This is a genomic window from uncultured Sulfuricurvum sp. (genome assembly GCF_937936435.1).
GTDB lineage: Bacteria > Campylobacterota > Campylobacteria > Campylobacterales > Sulfurimonadaceae > Sulfuricurvum.
Genome location: NZ_CALDDG010000021.1, coordinates 25,519 through 42,417, shown reverse-complemented (window position 1 = coordinate 42,417; position 16,899 = coordinate 25,519). Strand labels below are relative to the sequence as shown.

The 16,899-nt window shown below is 47.6% G+C and carries 16 protein-coding genes and 1 tRNA gene; 11 read left to right on the top strand and 6 right to left on the bottom strand.

From position 1 onward, the window contains the following. The first annotated feature begins 720 nt into the window (after nt 1-720). The 8 genes from lysA (at nt 721) to dxs (ending at nt 10,338) form a co-directional block, all read left to right on the top strand. Nucleotides 721-1,929 (top strand): diaminopimelate decarboxylase, encoded by a 1,209-nt coding sequence (gene lysA / locus Q0389_RS02660; RefSeq protein WP_298691351.1) that lies wholly within the window; start codon nt 721-723, stop codon nt 1,927-1,929. A 2-nt stretch (nt 1,930-1,931) separates the two neighbouring features. Next, complete coding sequence (locus tag Q0389_RS02655; RefSeq protein WP_298691349.1) at nt 1,932-2,711, top strand: HAD-IIA family hydrolase; 780 nt, start codon at nt 1,932-1,934, stop codon at nt 2,709-2,711. Next, a complete protein-coding gene (pheA, locus tag Q0389_RS02650; protein WP_298691347.1) occupies nt 2,708-3,790 on the top strand; it encodes a prephenate dehydratase in 1,083 nt (360 codons plus the stop codon). Before Q0389_RS02655 ends, pheA begins: the two co-directional genes overlap by 4 nt. Then, the gene (gene hisC / locus Q0389_RS02645; RefSeq protein WP_298691345.1) at nt 3,787-4,881 is read left to right on the top strand and encodes a histidinol-phosphate transaminase; all 1,095 of its coding nucleotides are present in this window, start codon (nt 3,787-3,789) and stop codon (nt 4,879-4,881) included. The genes pheA and hisC overlap by 4 nt, the downstream gene beginning before the upstream one ends. 13 nt (nt 4,882-4,894) lie before the next feature. Next, nucleotides 4,895-6,619 (top strand): flagellar basal-body MS-ring/collar protein FliF, encoded by a 1,725-nt coding sequence (gene fliF, locus Q0389_RS02640; RefSeq protein WP_298691343.1) that lies wholly within the window; start codon nt 4,895-4,897, stop codon nt 6,617-6,619. A gap of 9 nt (nt 6,620-6,628) precedes the next feature. Next, nucleotides 6,629-7,654 carry a flagellar motor switch protein FliG gene (gene fliG / locus Q0389_RS02635; RefSeq protein ID WP_298691341.1) on the top strand — a complete coding sequence of 342 codons (1,026 nt, stop codon included), beginning with the start codon at nt 6,629-6,631 and terminating at the stop codon, nt 7,652-7,654. 5 nt (nt 7,655-7,659) lie between these two features. Then, a complete protein-coding gene (gene fliH / locus Q0389_RS02630) occupies nt 7,660-8,445 on the top strand; it encodes a flagellar assembly protein FliH (RefSeq protein WP_298691339.1) in 786 nt (261 codons plus the stop codon). A gap of 75 nt (nt 8,446-8,520) precedes the next feature. Further along, complete coding sequence (gene dxs / locus Q0389_RS02625) at nt 8,521-10,338, top strand: 1-deoxy-D-xylulose-5-phosphate synthase (RefSeq protein WP_298691337.1); 1,818 nt, start codon at nt 8,521-8,523, stop codon at nt 10,336-10,338. On the opposite strand, the gene pgeF is transcribed toward dxs, so the two are convergent. Continuing rightward, on the bottom strand, nt 10,325-11,074 hold the full coding sequence (gene pgeF, locus Q0389_RS02620) for a peptidoglycan editing factor PgeF (protein WP_298691336.1): 750 nt from the start codon (nt 11,072-11,074) through the stop codon (nt 10,325-10,327). The two genes, dxs and pgeF, sit on opposite strands and share 14 nt — an antisense overlap. A 76-nt stretch (nt 11,075-11,150) precedes the next feature. On the opposite strand from pgeF, the gene Q0389_RS02615 reads away from it, so the two are divergent. Next, nucleotides 11,151-11,228: transfer RNA gene (locus tag Q0389_RS02615), tRNA-Pro, on the top strand. A 328-nt stretch (nt 11,229-11,556) separates the two neighbouring features. On the opposite strand, the gene Q0389_RS02610 is transcribed toward Q0389_RS02615, so the two are convergent. Both Q0389_RS02610 and Q0389_RS02605 read right to left on the bottom strand, forming a co-directional pair. Next, nucleotides 11,557-11,811: a hypothetical protein gene (locus tag Q0389_RS02610; RefSeq protein ID WP_298691334.1), complete on the bottom strand. Its 255-nt coding sequence runs from the start codon at nt 11,809-11,811 to the stop codon at nt 11,557-11,559. A 23-nt stretch (nt 11,812-11,834) separates the two neighbouring features. Further along, the gene (locus Q0389_RS02605) at nt 11,835-12,353 is read right to left on the bottom strand and encodes a hypothetical protein (RefSeq protein ID WP_298691332.1); all 519 of its coding nucleotides are present in this window, start codon (nt 12,351-12,353) and stop codon (nt 11,835-11,837) included. Between the two features lie 96 nt (nt 12,354-12,449). Between Q0389_RS02605 and Q0389_RS02600 the strand changes: the two genes are divergently transcribed. Continuing rightward, nucleotides 12,450-12,881, top strand: a complete 432-nt coding sequence (locus Q0389_RS02600; protein WP_298691330.1) for an NUDIX hydrolase — start codon at nt 12,450-12,452, stop codon at nt 12,879-12,881. A gap of 72 nt (nt 12,882-12,953) precedes the next feature. Continuing rightward, entirely contained in the window at nt 12,954-13,370 is a 417-nt protein-coding gene (locus Q0389_RS02595; protein ID WP_298691328.1) for a hypothetical protein, read from the top strand. Nucleotides 13,371-13,386: 16 nt separating this feature from the next. Here Q0389_RS02595 and Q0389_RS02590 read toward each other — a convergent pair whose 3' ends face one another. Genes Q0389_RS02590 through Q0389_RS02580 form a run of 3 tightly spaced genes read right to left on the bottom strand, consistent with a single transcriptional unit; the run spans nt 13,387 to nt 16,895 of the window. Then, a complete protein-coding gene (locus tag Q0389_RS02590; RefSeq protein WP_298691327.1) occupies nt 13,387-14,304 on the bottom strand; it encodes an ABC transporter ATP-binding protein in 918 nt (305 codons plus the stop codon). Further along, nucleotides 14,304-15,890 carry an iron ABC transporter permease gene (locus Q0389_RS02585; RefSeq protein ID WP_298691325.1) on the bottom strand — a complete coding sequence of 529 codons (1,587 nt, stop codon included), beginning with the start codon at nt 15,888-15,890 and terminating at the stop codon, nt 14,304-14,306. Before Q0389_RS02585 ends, Q0389_RS02590 begins: the two co-directional genes overlap by 1 nt. A 3-nt stretch (nt 15,891-15,893) precedes the next feature. Continuing rightward, the gene (locus Q0389_RS02580) at nt 15,894-16,895 is read right to left on the bottom strand and encodes a Fe(3+) ABC transporter substrate-binding protein (protein WP_298691324.1); all 1,002 of its coding nucleotides are present in this window, start codon (nt 16,893-16,895) and stop codon (nt 15,894-15,896) included. Nucleotides 16,896-16,899 lie beyond the last annotated feature (4 nt).

Below are 16,899 nucleotides of genomic sequence, written 5' to 3'. Positions count from 1 at the left end.
GATAAAGGAATGTGACTGGAGTTCAGACGTGTGCTCTTCCGATCTCCCATGAAGGAAACTACATCTATTTCGGAAATCTTTATCCGCTGAGCAAACGTGCGGAAGATATACGGATTTTTACGTTTGATAAAGGAAATTTGAAAGAGGCATTAAGTGCGACGGAAGCAGTATATGCCGGAGGATACTGGAATATTAAAAAGGCGCATTTAATACGTCCTCCCGAAACACTGGATCTCAACGCATCCGGTATCGTAAGCGAAGATCGTACCGATCTAAAGCTGCTTAAGGATTTCAAACCGAAGATATTGGATCAAGTGTATGAAGGGAAGGTTAATTTCACGATTAAAGACGGCTTGGATGCGCTGAACTTGCTCGAAAATCAAAATGTCGACGTGGCAAAAATCACCAGTGCGATGTACCGGATTTTTCTTACCCCGTGGTTCGCCCCTCTTTTAATGATTATCTTTTTTTCATATGCCCCGGTCAGTTCCCGTTTTTTGAACCTTTCGTTGTTCAGTTTCGGAGCTATTCTGATCACATTGTTGACATGGGGGGTTCTTTTTATGTTAGGAGAATTGGCAAATAATAAGACACTCACACCCGAAATAGGTATTGCAGTTCCGATTTTGATATTAGGAATAATTATGTTGATGAGAGTTGGAAATCCCCTAAGGAGATTTAGGGTAAAATCGCGTTAAAACTAATCGATGAGGATTAAGGGTGATTGATTTTAAAGCACTGGCACAAACATACGGTACCCCTTTGTATGTGTATGATTTCGACGCAATGACAATGCAGTTTGAATCGTTAAAAGAGGCTTTTCGAGGACGAAAATCGATTTTAGCGTATGCGGTCAAAGCCAACTCGAATTTGAGTGTCGTCAAACATTTTGCCACATTGGGATCGGGCGCAGATTGCGTATCGATCGGGGAAGTGCGTCGTGCCTTGATGGCGGGGGTTCCGAAATACCGGATTATTTTCAGCGGCGTCGGCAAACGCGATGAGGAAATCCGCGAAGCGATCGAAAAAGACATTCTCTATATCAATGTCGAGAGTGAAGCCGAACTCGGACGTGTGGAGATGATCGCGAAAGAATTGGGCTGCAAAGCCCGTATCAGCATTCGCGTCAATCCGAATATCGATCCGAAAACCCATCCGTACATCTCTACCGGTTTGCATGACAACAAGTTCGGGGTGGAGATCGTTGCCGCCAAGCGAATGTATATTCAGGCTAAAAATTCCGAGCATCTTGATCCGGTCGGTATCCATTTTCATATCGGAAGCCAGTTGACCGAATTGGAACCGATCTACGAAGCGGCGGTGATCGTAGCAGATTTAATGCGATCCTTGCAGGCGATCGATATCGAACTCAAGTTCTTCGATATCGGCGGCGGCTTGGGTGTACGCTATGCCGACGAGACGACGATTCAACCGTATGATTACGCACAGGCGGTATTAGGTGCGCTCAAAGGGATGGATGTGACGGTTATTTGTGAACCGGGGCGTTTCCTTACGGCAAATGCGGGTTACTTTTTGACGAAAGTTTTGTACGAAAAAAATAACGGTGCCAAGCGCTTTGTCGTTGTCGACGGGGCAATGAACGATTTAATCCGTCCGAGTCTGTACAAAGCGTATCACCGTATCGAGGCAATGGAAAAATCGGGTGAAGAGAGCATCGCCGATGTTGTCGGTCCGGTATGTGAAAGCGGCGATTTCCTGGCTAAAAATTATCCTCTGCCTATGTTGGATCATAACGATTTACTGGTCGTACACAGTGCCGGGGCTTACGGTTTTGGAATGGGAAGTAACTACAACACGCGCGGACGTTCTGCCGAGGTAGCGGTAGAAGCGGGAAAAGAGCGTCTGATCCGTCGTCGTGAGACTTTTGAGGACGTGATCGCGTGTGAACGCGACTATTTAGAGGAATAAAAATGTTTTTTATTGACGTGCAGGGGACATTGATTGAAGACAATACCAAGCTCCCTACACGCGGTGCGATAGCATTTATCAATCATCTTAATACATATCGTATCCCTTATATGGTCATTACTAACAGTACGAAAAATCCGAGCGAAGAGTTCTTGGGGTATTTAAATTCGATCGGTTTGCATATCCCGCAAAGCCATTATCTTGATCCTTTGATGCTGCTAGAAGCCCATATCGCTAAAAGCGAAAAGATTGCGGCGTACGGTTCGGAGGCTTTCTTGAATGTTGTTCGGAAAATGGGTTATACCCTGGATTACGCTTCTCCCGATACGGTATTGATCGCTATTAAAGAAAATTTCGATCATGATGAGTATTCTCAGATCATCGAGTTTCTTCTCGGCGGAGCAAAGCTGATCGGAATGCATGAGACGACGCTATACGTGAAGAATCATAAACGATATCCCGGAGTAGGGGCAATTTTAAAAATGCTCGAATTCGCGACATCTACTCCCTATACGGTTGTCGGTAAACCGAGTGTCCCTTTCTTTACCGAAGCATTAAGACGGTTAAATCTTCAAAAAGAAGGGATCGATTTCGCCGATATCACGATCATCAGCGATGACGTCAAAGGGGATTTGATCGGAGCTCAGTCGTTAGGGATGAAGGGGGTTTTCGTTTTAAGCGGAAAATACCGTCATGCGGATGAGATTATTCCCGCTTTGAGAGAAAAAGATCGTCCGACAGCGATTTATGCCGATATGCAGGAGATACTGGAGAGTTTATGAATACACTGGAAGAGTGCAGAGAACGGATTGATGAGATTGATAATGCTGTCGTAGAGCTGTTGAATCGGCGGATGGAAGTTGTTCGGCGTGTCGGAGAGATCAAGCATCAGAGCAACACGGCCATTTATCGTCCTGAACGGGAAAAAGCGATTATTGATCGTTTGACACTGTTGAGTAAAGAATCAGGCGGTTTGTTAAATGCGCAGGCCATCGAGGCAGTTTTTCTGGAAATTTTTGCCGTATCGCGCAATCTGGAACTACCGGAGCGGATTGCCTATCTCGGGCCGGAGGGGAGCTTTACCCATCAGGCTGCGGAATCACGTTTCGGGGCGATGAGCGATTATCTCTCTTTGGGTTCAATCGAAGCGGTTTTTAAAACGCTCGAAGCATCCCGTGCGAAATTCGGTGTCGTACCGATCGAAAATTCACGTGACGGGGTTGTCGGTGAAACGCTTGATCTATTGGGAAAAAGCAGTGTTAAAATCGTCGCGGAATTGTATATGCCGATACATATGGCATTTGCGACCCAGTCGGAAAAAATCCATCAGATCAAGCGAATCTATTCCAAAGACAAAGGATTCGGGCAGTGCCGTGAGTTTTTATCGGAGCACGGCTTGAATGCGGTCGAACACATACCGGTTGAATCGACGGCAAAAGCGGCTATTTTGGCTTCGAAAGATCCCGAAGCGGCAGCAATCTGCTCCCATATCGCGGCAAAACTGTACGGTGTACCGACCTTGTTTGAAAATATCGAAGATGCCCATAACAATGCAACGCGCTTTTTTATTTTGAGCGATTTCAAAAACGGGATCAGCGGCGAAGACAAAACTTCTATTTTGGTACGTTTGAAAGATGCTCAAAAAGCGGGGGCATTAGTCCACTTTTTGGAAGATTTTAATAACGCGAATATCAATTTGAGCAAAATCGAAAGTCGCCCGTCACGGGATAACGACGGATTCGGATATTGGTTCTTCATCGACTTTTTCGGTCATATCGACGAACCGGAAATTCAGGCATTGATTCAGCAGCATGCAGATGAAGTGACATGGTTAGGCAGTTACGTTAAAGGGGAGTTATGAAATTCAATCAGGCATTAGAGAACATCACAACATACGAAGCGGGCAAGCCGATCGAACTTGTCGTTCGGGAATACGGAATCAGTCCGGATCAGATCGTTAAATTGGCGAGTAACGAAAACCCTTTCGGATGTTCACCGAAAGTTAAAGAGGCCGTTCGTGCTATCATCGATAATATGGCGCTGTATCCTGATGATTCGATGGTAAAACTCAAAACGGCCTTATCCGCTAAATACGGTATTGAAAGTACCGAGTTGGTTATCGGAGCAGGCAGTGATCAGGTGATCGAATTTGCTATTCACGCCAAGGCGCACGGCGGAGGCAAAGTACTGATGAACAGTGTGACTTTTGCTATGTATGAGATTTATGCCAAACAAGTAGGGGCACAGATTATCCGGACCGCATCACGCGAACATAAGATGGAAGAGTTTTATGCTCTTTATCAAGAGCACAAACCTTCCATTATTTTCCTTTGTACTCCGAATAACCCTACGGGTGACGGTCTGAAAGCGGAAGAGATGATTTCGTTCATCGAAAAAGTGGATAGCGACACCTTGGTGATTGTCGACGGTGCTTACATGGAATATGCCCGATTTAAAAATCCGGCATATGCGGTCGAACCGAAAGAGTTGATCGAAAAGTTTGATAATGTTCTTTTTCTGGGGACTTTTTCCAAAGCATACGGTTTGGGCGGGATGCGCGTAGGATACGGGATCGCCTGTAAAAATATAATCACGGCTCTGTATAAAGTGCGTCCGCCGTTTAACATTACGACATTGTCTTTAGAAGCGGCGTCGGTCGCATTGGAAGATGAGGCATTCGTAGAGGGATGCATTGCGGACAATTTCGCACAGATGAAACGGTATGAGACATTTGCACATGAAAAGGGGATCGATGTGATTGACAGTTATACCAATTTCGTCACTTTATCGCTTCCTGAAGAAAAAAATTCATCGAAAATAGCGCAAGAACTCTTAAAAAAGGGTATGATTGTACGTGATTTAAGCAGCTATGGATTGAACGCAATTCGCGTAACAATCGGTACTTCGGTTCAAAACGACCGATTTTTTGAACTCACCGACCCTTTATTATAAAAATTAGGTAACAATGGATTTTAAGGCCCTTTTTTCGCAACTCGTTGTCTTTTTCGGAAAACTGACGCAGACACAAAGAATTATTATCGGTGCCGCTGTTGCCGGAATAGTCGCTTTTTTAGTGTTTTTGGTTGTCTATACTTCCGAAGGTTCCAAAGATTCGAACGACGGATATCAGGTTCTATTCGATCAATTAAGCGCACAGGATGCGGCGCAGGTCGTCGAACAGCTCGAAAAAGATAAAATCCCGTATCGGATTCCCCGCGATAACGTCATCGAAGTACCCAAAGAGGTCGTGTATAAAGAGCGGATTACGATTGCGTCGCTGGGAATTCCGAAAGAAGGGCATGTCGGTTTCGAGCTTTTTGACAAACAAGAGTTCGGTGCAACCAATTTTGACCAAGAGGTAAAATTCCGTCGTGCGTTGGAAGGGGAGTTGGCCCGATCGATCGACTCTCTGGGACCGGTCGAAAAATCAAGCGTCAGTCTTGCTTTGCCGAAAGAGACGCTGTTCGTCTCTGAAGCGGTACCGCCGTCTGCTTCGGTAATGGTTCAACTTTTTCCCGACCGTAAGCTTACCCCTAAGCAGATACGCGGAATTAAAAAGCTGGTTGCATCAGCCGTCCCGAAATTGACGGTAGAGAATGTGACACTGATCGACTCTGAGGGAGAAACTCTCGGGGACGACGATGCCGCTTCCGCTATGAGCGAACTCTCTACGATGCAGCAGCAGTACAAAACCAAAGAAGAGAAAAAACAAGAAGAAAAAATTATCAACGTATTGGCTCCGTTTATCGGAGGCAAAGACCGTGTCGTGGCAAAAGTAACGATAGACTACGATTTTTCGGAGCAAAGTTCGACATCGGAAAAATACGATCCCGAAAACGTCGTTCGCAGCGAGCAGACGCTTGAAGAGAAGCGTGAAGGCTCAACTCCGGCGCAAAATACCGGAGGTGTCCCGGGTGCGGTGAGCAATATCGGACCGGTAGAAGGACTGGGGACAAACGGCAGCGGCGAGAAATATGAGAAAACGACGGGCACGACCAACTATGAAGTGTCGAAAACCGTTTCGACGACAAAACTTGAGTTTGCCCGTTTGAAACGGATCAGTGCCGCGGTTGTCGTAGACGGAAAGTACGAGCCGAAAAAAGGGCCTGACGGAGAACCGACGGGTGAAGTCGAATATGTGGCCCTGGACGAAACGCAATTACAGGCGATCGATGCTTTGGTCAAGCAGGCTATCGGCGTGGATGAACAGCGCGGCGATCAGGTAAGTGTCCGCAATTTCGAGTTTCAAACCTCCAAAGAAGGGAAAGAACCCCAAAACGCCGCGTCGAAGACGTCTGCCTTCGTTTCAACCTATCTGGCACCGTTTGCTCCGGTATTCAAGTATCTTTTGGTTGCGATTATACTCTTTATCGCGTATAAGAAAATCATTATCCCTTTTGCGGAGCGTATGCTGGAATTCAGCCGTGAAGAAGAGGAATTTGAGAAACCGAATCTTGAGATCGCCGATGACGAGGACGAAGATTTGGTTGAAAAAGTACAACAAATGCGTAAAAAAGTCGAAAGTCAGCTCGGACTTGGGGATAGTTTCAACGAAGATGAGCTTAAATACGATGTATTGCTCCAAAAAGTGCGTGAAACGGCGGAAGAACACCCTGAAGAGATCGCTTCGTTGATTCAGGCTTTGATCGATGAAGAATCGATGCCCGCAGAGGGCACAAACAAACGATAGGAGGAGAGTATGAACTTAACACCCTCACAACAAGTAGCGTTTGAAGAGATGAGCATGACGCAAAAAGTGGCTATTTTGCTTGTCCAACTCGGAGAAGACGTCACCGCAACTATTTTTTCGCGGATGAACGTCGAGTCGATTACCGAAATTTCGAAATATATCGCCAATAACCGTTCGATTGAGAAAAATCTCGGGGCGGCGGTTCTTGAAGAATTTTACGCAATCGTTCAGTCGAACCAGTACCTTAATACCGGCGGTATGGAGTACGCACGCGAGATTTTGTATAAAGCTTTAGGTCCGGACGAAGCGAAGAAGGTGTTGGAACGTCTCTCCAAAACCATGCAGAATACGCAGAATTTTGCATACTTGGCGAAAATCAAACCGCAGCAGCTTGCCGACTTTATTATGACGGAGCATCCGCAAACCATTGCTTTGATTCTGGCACACATGGACCCTTCGGCTGCAGCGGAAACGCTTTATATTTTCCCGGACGATCTACGTGCCGAAGTGGCAATGCGTATGGCAAAACTCGGAGATATCTCTCCGTCGATTATCAAGCGTGTCAGTGCCGTATTAGAGTCGAAACTCGAGGCATTGGCAACCTACAAAGTCGAAGTGGGCGGACCGCGCGCCGTGGCGGACGTATTCAACCGTTTGGGGGCGAAAGCGTCCAAATCGACGTTGTCGCAGATCGAGCAGCTTGATCAGGAACTTGCGGCGTCAATTAAAGAGATGATGTTCACCTTCGAAGATATCGTCGATCTCGACGGTAACAGTGTTCGCGAAATTCTCAAGTCGGTCGATAAAAACGATCTTATGTTGGCTCTTAAAAGCTCGGCGGATGAACTCAAAGAGAAATTTTACGCTAATATGTCCCAACGTGCCAAAGATGCCTTTATCGAAGAGATGCAGTTTCTCGGTGCGGTTAAAGTCAAAGAGGTCGAAGGGGCGCAGCGTAAAATCGTCGATGCCGTTCAAGCCTTGGCGGAACAGGGTGTCTTGCAGTTGGGCGAATCTGAAGAGATGGTGGAGTAAACTAGATGGATGTGGTGATTCAACAGGATCGTTCCGGTGCCCATACTATCAGCAAATACCAGTTTAAAATCCTCTCATCCCTCTCAGGTGCAAGTATCGCCGAAGCGACGCAAGAGTTGAATCAAAGTATGGCGGAAGAAGATTCTCCGCCTCCGGTAGAACGTCGTAAAGAGAATCGTACTTCTTCGAAAGACGAATTCATCGAATCGCTGCTCAAAAAAGCGGATGAGATGAGTTCGAACGTCATCAAAATGCAAATGCGGATCGAATCGATGCAAGAGGAGCATGCCCAAGCACTCGATGAGGCAAAAAAAGCAGCGTTTGCTGAGGGGCTGGAAGCCGGTAAAGCAGAAGAAAAAGCGGCTAATGCCGGTCAAAGCGCCCAATCGCACGAGCAGTTGTCTCAGTCTGTGAAAACACTCGAAAATGCGGCGGCGGAGTTCGTCGGCGCGCTCGGATCAATTCAAAAAGAGCTGACCTTCACGGCGTTGGATATCGCCAAAGAGGTTATCGGAATTGAGACACAGGAAAACAGTTCGAAAATAGCGGCTAAGCTCTCATCCGATTTGATCGAAGAGCTGAAAGACGCATCGAAAATCACGCTTCGCGTCAATCCGGCAGATCATGGATTTATCTCTGAAAAAGTCGGTTCATTGGCACATGTCGAAGTTCTCTCCGACAAAGCGATCAGCCCCGGTGGAGTCGTGGCGATCAGCGACGTCGGAAACATCGATTCCGAGATAAAAAAGCGTTACGAGAGACTTAAACGATCGCTTTTACTCGAATCTTAAAGCCGTTTGGCGATTAAGCGTCCTTATAATAAACACGAATTAAGCGGCAGATATATGTTAGGATAATAGAGCAGTATGGATATTAAAAATTTTTCATTTTCGGAACTCGAATCTTTGTGTCAAAAAATACGTGACCGGATTTTAGAGGTAGTCAGTACAAACGGGGGGCATCTAAGTTCGACCTTGGGGGCGACGGAGATTATCGTCGCAATGCATAAAGTTTTCGATCCGGCAAAAGATCCGTTTATTTTTGACGTCTCCCATCAATCGTATGCTCATAAGCTATTGACGGAGCGTTGGGAAGAGTTCTCGACACTGCGTCAATTCGGAGGATTGAGCGGGTACACGAAACCGTCTGAATCACCGATGGATTATTTCGTCGCGGGACACAGTTCTACGTCGATTTCTTTGGGAGTAGGAGCCGCAAAAGCCATTGCTCTGAAAAAAGAGCAGTCGAGCCGTATTCCGGTCGTTGTGATCGGCGATGGGGCAATGTCGGCGGGAATGGCGTATGAAGCGCTCAATGAATTGGGAGATCGAAAATATCCGATGGTGATTATCCTCAACGACAATGAGATGAGTATCGCTAAACCGATCGGAGCGATCAGCCGAATGCTGAGTTCGGCGATGGCAAGCCCTTTTTATCAACGATTCAAAAAGAAGACGGAACAATTTGTCGATAACTTCGGAGACGGGGCCCATTATTTGGCCAAGCGGTTTGAAGAGTCGTTTAAATTGATCACGCCGGGGATTATGTTCGAAGAGATGGGGATCGAATATATCGGTCCGATTGACGGGCATGACCTTAAATCCCTGATCGAGACGTTTCAAATCGCAAAGACAATGGGCAAACCGGTATTGGTGCATGTGCAGACGATTAAAGGAAAGGGATACGAAATCGCCGAAGGAAAGCATGAAAAATGGCACGGTGTTTCTCCGTTTGATCTTAAAAGCGGCACGGCCAATGCTAAAAGTTCGGCTAAAAGTGCAACACAGATTTATACCGATGCTTTGATGCACTATGCCGCCCGTAACGATAAGATTGTCGGTGTGACTGCCGCTATGCCGAGCGGTACGGGATTGAGTGAACTGATGGAGATGTATCCGGAACGTTTTTGGGATGTGGCCATTGCCGAACAGCATGCCGTCACTTCGATGGCAGCTTTGGCGAAAGAGGGCTTTAAGCCGTTTTGTACCATCTATTCGACCTTTTTACAGCGGGGATATGATCAAGTGATTCACGACGTATGTCTGATGGATTTGCCGGTCGTATTTGCGATGGATAGAGCCGGAATCGTCGGCGAGGACGGCGAAACCCATCAGGGAGCTTTCGATATCAGTTTTTTACGGCTGATCCCGAATATGACTCTATGTGCGCCGCGGGATGAAAAGTCGTTTCATCAGATCGTCGGATATGCCGCTGCGTATGAACACCCGTGTGCGATTCGGTATCCGCGTGGAGCATTTCTAAATGCCGATTTGCCGGAATCGATTCCGTTCGAGACGGGGAAATCCCAGCTGTTGATTGCCAATGAGTCGGATATCCTTTTTATCGGTTACGGCAACGGTGTCGGGCGTGCGGCACAGACGATCGAATGTATGGAGGAGAAGCCTTCATTGCTTGATTTACGTTTTGTGAAGCCGTTGGACAGCGACATGCTTCGCAGTATGGCCCAAAAACATAAACGTTGGTATGTTTTTAGCGATTCCTCCCGGATGGGCGGAGTCGGCAGTGCTCTGATAGAGTGGCTGGCGCAGGAACGGATTTATGATGTCAATGTAATCACGTTTGAGTACGAAGACAAATTTATAAAACACGGTAACACCAAACTGGTCGAAGAATCTCTTGGCTTGCTTCCAGCCCAGCTTGCCGCGAAGGTTATCGTAGAATAATCACTCCGGCGATCCGTCCGGTATGCTGCGCATCGGCGCGGTATGAAAAGTAGTCGTGACGGTTGCATGAGGTGCAATGATCGATGACTTCCACCTGCTTCATTCCCAGCTTATCCAACTGCGAGAGCAAAATCGTATTGACATCCAAAAACACCCGTTCTTTTTCATAGCGTAATGCCTCAGGATAACCTTTTTCCATTGTCTCCTCGGCGATGGTGCGGTTGACCTCGTAACAGCATCCGTGGATGGAAGGTCCCAGAACGGCTTGAATGTTAGAAATTGCTGAGCCGAAAATTTTTTCCATTTGATGAACCGTTTTAGGCAAAATGGCATTCAACGCCCCGGCGCGTCCGGCATGAACGGCAGCAATGGCACGAGCGATAGGATCATACAAAAGAATCGGAGTACAGTCCGCACTCATAATCATCAGCGGTGTATCTAAACGGTCGGTGATCAGAGCGTCACATTCGGGAGGGGTATCGAAGTTGAGTGTCTCATCGACAATCACGATACGATCGGAGTGGATCTGCCGCATATGGATTAGCTTGGAACGATCATATCCTAAATGAGCAGCCAATAAAGCATGGTTATCCAAAATATTTTTCGGATCATCTCCGACATGAAATGCCAGATTTGCGCTGCTGTAAGGGGCTGACGAAACTCCGCCGATACGTGTCGTAAAAGCGGCTGTGACACCTTTACACGAGGATAAAAGAGATGATGAGAGGGTTTTCATACAGTGAGTATAGCTTTACAAGGTTTTAGTTGGAATTAAAGATCAATTTATTATTCTTTTGTTCCGCTTTTTACGTCGGGGCGTAGCGCAGTTTGGCTAGCGCACTACCTTGGGGTGGTAGAGGTCGCGTGTTCGAGTCACGTCGCTCCGACCATATAAATATTCTTTTTTCAGCTTTTTGAATTAAACAGCCTCAAATCAAATTATTAATCATTTTATCTTATGACAAAATCTGTTGGTATAAACTCAGAGAAAATAGAGATAAATAACGATTTGTTATCTATCCATTGTCCGTTGATTGGGTTTTGGTTTATCGATATGCGTCACAATGTCTATGGCGGTTGTATCTGAACAACACAATCGCATTTTCATTGACTCTCCTTAAGTTATGCGAACCTGTACCTTTGACTGACGTTTCGTCACTCCTGTAGTCAGTTGAAGGAGACGGCTTTTCCCCTCCTGTTTTGTATCCTAAATACTATTTAAGATTGTTGCGTTTGGGCGGATTGCCGTTCTTTTTCTTTATCCGTATGGGTAATGGGCTGCCATCCGTGCCCTTTGATGTTGACCGCAACGATACGGTACGATTCGATTTGGATGAGTTGAGGTTTTCCCTCGATCATCACCTCTGCCTTGCGTTTGACGGAGGGTTCGCTGTCTCTGATGACAGCCATATTGCCATCATCAAGTTTTACCAGCGTACCGCGTTTTAATTGTTTCGTAAAATGTTCTTTCATAGAGAAAATTATACCTTCTGATATTATTTTTTTGCTTGTTTGTATTGAACGAGTTGGGCATCGATATTATCCCGCACGGCTTCCAGACAGGCTTTTCCCGGAGTCGAGCTTTCGCCGAAATGATACAGGAAAAGTTTTTCGCTGGCAGTGCAGGAGGCTGCAAACGTTTTCGGGTCTCCGTTTCCGTCATCCATCGTCAGTTTGCCTTCGACTACGGTGGCATTGTCGTCGATCATGAAATCGGCGATATTAAGGGGATTGATATAGTATAAGAACCCTTTTTCTTCCGTATCGGTATTTATGTTTTTAATCGTATAGCGATAGGTGGCTTTGCATTTGGCGGATTGGCTTTCGCGGATGCCGTAGGGGAAATACTCTTTATCACCGTCATAGGTTATCGCACACGGGATAAAAACCCTCCGCTCATCCTCCTGATATAATTGGGGATTGATCTGTATCGAATGCTCGGCACAGCCGCTTAAAAACAGAAAAGAGGCTGAAAGAACGGTGATCGGGGAGACAATCTTATAATTTAGGGACATCTTCTTCCTTTGTACACGGTGCAACAATCAGTATAAAAATTTTGTCGGTTACTTAGCGTATAATAGCAGTATTCCACTAACATGAGAAGGTAAATCATGATCCAAACACCGTATCTAAGTGTAGACGGCATCGTCGAAATCTATGACGAACAAGAGGTATTTAAAGGGATCGTTTTGATCGAGAGAAAAAATCCTCCTCAGGGACTTGCCCTGCCGGGAGGGTTTGTGGATATCGGAGAGACGGTCGAGCATGCGCTTGTGCGGGAAATGAAAGAAGAGATCTCTCTCGATGTGCAAATCCGCTCTTTGCTGGGGGTATATTCCGACCCCTCACGCGATGAGAGGTTTCATACGGTATCGATCGTGTATGTCTGCACGGCACGCGGAATACCGACGGGTGCAGACGATGCTAAAGAGGCGTTCGTCTACCCGTTGGATCGGCTTCCTCTGGAGATGCTGGTGTTTGACCATGCGGTTATTCTTCGGGATTATTTGCGACGCAAAAGAGAAGAGGATACGACAATTTAAGCGTTTACAATCGTTTATCAATAGGGTGTACAATGCTAGGAACGACTTCGCAGAACCGATAGGAGCTTTTGGATGAATACATACCGCTTTACCTCAAAACGTTTGTTAGCCTCGGCACTCATCACTACCGGTTTGTTGGGAACGGCCCCGGTCATCGGGGATGAATTGCTCGCATCGGAGAGTTTATCGAAAATCGAAGAGAGCATATCTCCCAAAATTGAGTCAGAACTGTGTAATCATCGGTTTCAATGCCGAAAAACCGGTTTAATCGTCCATTTCCTCCCTGATTCGAAAGCCCTCTTTGTCCATCCTGAATCGGCATTGAGTCTAAAAGCCGACTATACGGTTCATTTTAACCGGAGTATGACGGTGAGCGTGTATGAAAATCCTTCCAACCATTTCGATCTGATGATGCATGATTTACGGATCGGTTCGGACGGATTTGCAGCGACGATCAACCGCGAAAGCCGCTTTTTTCAAAAAGTCTGATTATTTCCTGTCTCTCTTAGTAACCGATTCGCACGATCTCTCCTACCGTAAAGAGACGGTCGGTGTAGATCAAAAATCGGCAGTCGTATTCTTTTTGGGTAAAGCGGACCTGTGTTTCGTAGGTATTCCCCATAAAACGCGATGAGACGACCTCCGCACGGATCGGACCGTCTGAATCGATACGGCACTTCTCGACTCGAACGAATCCCCCCTCATAACGGTTGATCGGGCCGAAAAATGCGGCGACGTTTTCGTTGGCCGGAGCGTGATAGAGCATTTCCGGGGTATCGAATTGGACGATTTTTCCTTCGTCAATGTAGGCGATACGGTCGCTGATCGCCATCGCTTCATGGGGATCGTGGGTGACGAATAGGGCGGTTGAACCGCCGGAGCGTAAAATCGCGAGGAGCTCGTCGCGAATCGATGTTTTCAGTACCGTATCGACATTGGAAAACGGCTCATCGAACAAAATGACCGACGGGCGCATCGCGAGAACACGTGCCAGAGCAACCCGCTGTTGCTCCCCTCCGCTGAGGGTATCGGGATATTTTGAACCGTAGCCCTCCAAGCCGATCAGTCGCAGAAGTTCTCCGACCCGTTTTGATTTTTCCTCTTTCGGGATGCGGGAGAGGCTGAATGCGATATTGTCGGCGACGTTCAGATGGGGGAAAAGGGCGTAATTTTGGAATACAAATCCAATGGAACGTTTGGAAGGATCGACGAAATACTCTTTGGCGCTTAGCACTTTTTCTTCGAGATAGATGGAACCTTCGTCGCTTCGCTCGAAACCGGCGATGAGATTGAGAAGGGTACTCTTGCCGCTTCCGCTCCGTCCGAGGATTGAGACGATCTCTCCGTGACGGACGGTCAACGAGATATTTTCAAGTACCGTTTTGGATTTAAACGTTTTGGTTAGGTTGTCGATAATCAACATCAGTGCTCGCTTTTTAAAATAGTCAGGGTGATCGGGATAAGGGAAATGAGGACGATGGAAAGGGCATAAATACTCGCTTCATATACCATCTGCGATTCGGCCATTTCGTAGGTTTTCGTGGACAGTGTTTCGTAATTGAACGGACGCAAAATTAACGTCAGCGGGAGTTCTTTGATCGTATCGACGAAGACGAGTGCAAATGCGAAGATCAAGGAACGTCTCATCAGAGGAATCTCAATACGGCGCAGGGTTTGTCCGTGGGTATATCCGAGCGAACGCGATGCTTTGTTGAGCGAAAGCCCCAGCCGCTCGAAACTGCCGTCCACCGTGCTGATTGCCACTGCCGAAAAACGTGCGACATAGCCGAAGACGAGGACAATGATGGTTCCGTTCATTACCGTAGAGTCGAATCCACAATAGCGTTCCGCCCATTTGTCGAAGGTCGTGAAAATGATGACGATTCCCACTGCGATGACGGCGCCGGGGAGGGCATAGCCCAATGAAGCGGCTTTAGAGAGATAGCGGTTGATTCCATAGGGAAAAGTGCGCGCGGTATAGCCGATCAGCAACGCGCCGGCGACGATCAGCGCCGAACTGCTGCCCGAGACGACGAAGGTGTTCACCATGACGGCGAGATATGCTTCGTCGAGGAGACTCGGGAGATAGTCGATGCTATACGTCACGATCCATCCCAGAGGGATAAGAAATCCGAATGTGATCGGAAAAGCCATAAAGAGGTAAGCCCCCGCCGCGAAGCCTCCTGTGAGTCTCTCTTTCGGAAGAGCGGCCAAGAGCTTTTCGCTTTTGTAGATTGCGCCGCTGCGGGCGATTTTTTCGAGCAAAAGGACGCTTAAAACCAATCCCATAGCGATGGAGGCGATATAGGCGGCGCTTTGAGGGTCTTCGAGCCCGAACCATGCCGTGAATATCGCAGTCGAGAGGGTATCGACGCCGTAATATTTGACGGTTCCGTACTCGCTGATGCTCTCCATCACCACTAGCGTCAGCGCTCCGGCGACGGAAGCGCGGGAGAGAGGGAGGATGATACGCCGGAAGAGCGCCCTTTTTCCCGCTCCGAGATTGAGGGCGGGGTAGAGGAGTGCCGAACGGCTTTTGGAAAACGAAGCTTTGACAATCAGGTAGACGTAAGGGTAGAGCGAAAGGCCTAGAATCAAGACGACGGAGTAGAAATTGAGAACGTCGAAATACTCTTTGATCCCCCAGCTTCGGAGCATCAGATGGACCGGCCCGAAGAATCCGAACAGGTCGCCGTAGATATACCCTACGATATAGGCGGGGATGACGAACGGCATCGCGAGCAAAAAAGCGATGATGCGTTCGAAACGGAAGGTGTAAAAGGTAGTCAGATAGGCGCTTCCGATCCCCAGTATCAAAGTGACGGACGATGTTCCGGCGATGAGGTAGAGGGTATTGAGAATGGTACGGCTGAGAACCGTCTCTTTGAGATGACGGAGTGTTTCGCCCTCAGACCCCAATGCATAGGCGATGACGACGAAAGCGGGGAGAAGCAGCGTCAGAATCCAGAGATAGGTCTGGATACTCCAGCGGTTGAGATAACGTTCCACCGTTTAATTCCATCCGCTTTTATCGAATATTTTGACCGCTTGGGCATTGTGTTCACCAAGCTTATAGAGTTCGGTGTCATCCTCTTTGAACGTTCCCCAGGAACGGAGAAGTTTTGAGGCTTTGACTTTCGGATTGACCGGATATTCGAAATTTACTTCGGCGAATACTTCCTGCGCTTCGGGAGAGCTGAGAAACTCGATGAACTGCTGAGCTTCGGGTCGATGTTTGCTGTATTTGACAATACCTGCTCCGGAGACGTTGATATGAGTTCCTGTCGTTTTTTGGTTCGGAAAATAGACGGCGACCATCTCGCCTGCCGCCTGATCGCTCGGTCGTTTGGAGGAGACGAGCTGTCCGAGGTAGTAGGTGTTGATGATGGCGACGTCGCCTACTCCTGCGGCGACGGCGCGGATTTGGTCGATGTCTTTGCCCGAAGGTTTGCGTGCCATGTTCGCGACGATCCCCCGCGCCCATTTAGAAGCTTCGGTTTCACCGTCGTGGACGATCAATGAGGCCAGAAGCGACTGATTATAGACGTTATTGGAACTTTGTACCAGAATTTTTCCTTTAAATTCGTGTGTTGCGAGGGCTTCGTAGGTGGAGAGCTTGGCGGGATTGAACGTCTCTTTGTTGTAGACGAAAACACGTGCCCGTTTGGTCAGAGCGTACCAGTATCCCTCTTTGTCCCGCAGATGGGGCGGGATGTTCGCTTCTAAAACGGCAGATTTGAGGGGGGAAAGTAGCCCTTTTTCTTTCGCGATATGAAGCCTCGCCGCATCGACGGTGATCAGCACGTCAGCGGGAGAATTTTTTCCCTCTTTTTCGAGGCGGGAGATCAGCTCGTCGGAACCGGCTTTGATCAGGTTAATCTTGATACCGGTTTTGGCGGTGAAACGTTTGAACAATTGTTCGTCCGAGGGGTAATGGCGATGGGAATAGACGTTGACTTCCGCCGCGTAGAGGGTGACGGTCGCCAGGGCGCTCAACAAAATTTTGGTTAACATGATA